At 70.8% G+C, this 2785-nt stretch carries 3 protein-coding genes; all 3 read right to left on the reverse strand.

The features are described 5' to 3' along the window. Positions 1-183, reverse strand: a 183-nt coding sequence (locus AC0CYZ_RS26355; protein WP_472220870.1) for a response regulator, incomplete at its 3' end; no start/stop codon positions are given. A gap of 256 nt (positions 184-439) precedes the next feature. After that, the gene (locus AC0CYZ_RS26360) at positions 440-1594 is read right to left on the reverse strand and encodes an acyl-CoA dehydrogenase (protein WP_472220872.1); all 1155 of its coding nucleotides are present in this window, start codon (positions 1592-1594) and stop codon (positions 440-442) included. Positions 1595-1715: 121 nt separating this feature from the next. Then, on the reverse strand, positions 1716-2645 hold the full coding sequence (locus AC0CYZ_RS26365; protein WP_472220874.1) for an LLM class F420-dependent oxidoreductase: 930 nt from the start codon (positions 2643-2645) through the stop codon (positions 1716-1718). Positions 2646-2785: the final 140 nt, after the last annotated feature.

The raw sequence follows: 2785 nt of genomic DNA on the forward strand, positions 1-2785 counted from the left end.
GAGCGCGTCGATCCCGCTGGCGCCGGGCAGGTGCAGATCCAGCAGCACGCAGTCGGGCCGGGCGGATTCCAGTTCGCGTTCGGCGTGGGCCATCGACTTCGCCCACACCACCTCGATGTTGGCGACCGCGTCGGTGATCAAGTCCTCCACCAGCACCGCGTCGGCGCGGTCGTCCTCGACCAACAGCAACGACAGTGACTGCCAACTTGCCGTCGGGGTCACAGGAGCGCGCACGGGCATCAAATCCCGGCCATCTGGGGACGGGCGTCAGAAGGCGCGTTCTGCACTGCAGACCCCTTTGCCGCGATAAGCCCTTTGTGACAGTGGTCGGACGTATGTCGGTGACTGTTTACCGATCGTCGGCGCGGACTTCACGCACCGAGTGCAGATCCTAAGCGGTGCGGCTCGACTCTCCGCAACAGCATCGCCGAAAATCGATTCAGCGCAGCAACGCTCGCGACATCACCACGCGCTGAATCTGATTGGTGCCTTCGTAGATCTGCGTGATCTTGGCGTCACGCATCATCCGCTCGACCGGGAAGTCGGTGGTGTATCCGGCGCCGCCGAAGAGCTGCACGGCGTCCGTCGTCACCTCCATCGCGGTGTCCGAGGCGAAGCACTTCGACGCCGAGGCGATCAGGCCCAGGTTCTTCTCGCCCCGCTCGGCCTTCGCGGCCGCGACGTAGACGAGGTGGCGGGCCGCCTCGATCTTCATCGCCATGTCGGCGATCATGAACTGCACGCCCTGGAAGTCCGAGACCGACTTGCCGAACTGCTTGCGGTCGCGCACGTACTCGACGGCGGCGTCGAGGGCGCCCTGCGCGATGCCGACGGCCTGCGCGCCGATGGTCGGGCGGGTGTGGTCCAGCGTCGCGAACGCCGTCTTCAGCCCGGTGCCCGGCTCACCGATGATGCGGTCGCCGGGGACGCGGCAGTTCTCGAAGTAGATCTCGGTGGTGGGCGAGCCCTTGATGCCGAGCTTGTGCTCCTTCGGGCCGACGCTGAAGCCCTCGTCGTCCTTGTGCACCACGAACGCGGAGATGCCGTTGGCGCCCTTGTCCGGGTCGGTCTTCGCCATGACGGTGTACCAGTCGGAGACGCCGCCGTTGGTGATCCAGGCCTTGGTGCCGTTGAGGATCCAGCCGTCGCCGTCGGGCTGCGCGCGGGTGCGCATCGAGACGGTGTCCGAGCCGGCCTCACGCTCCGAGAGCGCGTAGCTGATCATCGACTCGCCCGAGGCGATGCTCGGCAGCACCTTCTGCTTGAGCTCCTCGGAGGCCGACAGGATGATCGGCATCGACCCGAGCTTGTTCACCGCCGGGATCAGCGACGCCGACGCGTCCACGCGCGCGACCTCCTCGATCACCATGCAGGCGATGATCGAGTCGGCGCCCTCGCCCTGGTAGGCCTCGGGGATGTGGATGGCGTGGAAGCCGGCCGCGGTCAGCGCGTCACGGGCCTCCTGCGGGAACCGGGGCGTGGCGTCGACCTCCGCCGCGTGCGGGGCGATCTCCTTCTCGCACAGCGCGCGCACGGACTCGCGCAGCGCAGCGCGCTCCTCGCCCAGGTCGTAGACGTCGAACTCCGGGTCCACCGCGAACTCCTCCCACCGCCACCACTTTCGTGTCACGGTACCGCCAGGTGCTAGGACGTCCTACGGTTCCGCGCGATGGCCCGCGTCTCACCGTCGGCGCGGCCGCCGGCACTCCGCCGTTTCACCCGAGCTGGGGCGCCACCTCCGACGCGACCAGGTCGAGCTGGTCGAGGTCGGCCAGGTCGAGGGTCTGCAGGTACACGCGGGTGACCCCGGCGCGCTCCCGCCACTGCCCCAGCCGGTCGACGATCTGCGCCGGCGTCCCGGCCAGGGGGTTGGTGGCCAGCGCTGCCCGGTCGACGCCGAGCGCCTCGGCCCGGCGGGCGACGGCCGCGTCGTCGGTCCCGATCACGAGCGTGTGGGCGCACGAGCGGACGAGGTCCGCCGGGTCGCGGCCGGCGTCGGCGCAGGCCTGCGCGACCCGCTCGAATTGCGGCGCCGCGTCGTCGAGCGCGGCGAACGGGATGTTGAACTCGGTCGCGAACCGGGCAGCCAGGGCCGGCGTCCGGCGCGGGCCCATCCCGCCGACGATCACCGGGACGGGGTGCGCGGGCTTGGGCAGGGCGGGTGAGTCGACGACGGTGTAGTGCTCGCCGGAGAACGAGTACGTCTCGCCGGTCGGGGTCGCCCAGAGCCCGGTGACGATCTCGAGCTGTTCGGACAGGCGCGCGAACCGTTGCGCGAGCGGGGGGAACGGGATGCCGTAGCCGGTGTGCTCGGCCTCGAACCACCCGGCGCCCAGACCGAGCTCGATGCGCCCGCCCGACATCTGGTCGGCCTGCGCCACGGCGATCGCGAGCGGCCCGGGCAGCCGGAACGTGGCGGACGTGACCAGGGTGCCGAGGCGGATGCGCTCGGTCTGCACCGCGAGCGCGGAGAGCGTCGTCCACGCGTCGGTCGGACCCGGCTCCCCCGACGACCCGCCCCTCGCGCGGTAGTGATCCGAACGGAAGAACCCGTCGAAGCCGGCGTCCTGCGCCGCGCGGGCGACCCGGAGGAGGTCGGCGTAGGACGCACCCTGCTGGGGCTCGGTGAAGATCCTGAGGTCCACCGGTCCCACGGTAGGGGGGCGGCCGCCCCCGTCGTCAGGAGCCGCCGGGTCCGAGCGTGCGCACCGCCTCGTCCTTGCCGGCCACCGAGGTGCGCAGGTCGGCCTGGAAGTCGGCCATCCGGGCGGCGAGACCGGCGTCG

The organism is Actinomycetospora sp., from assembly GCF_055612215.1.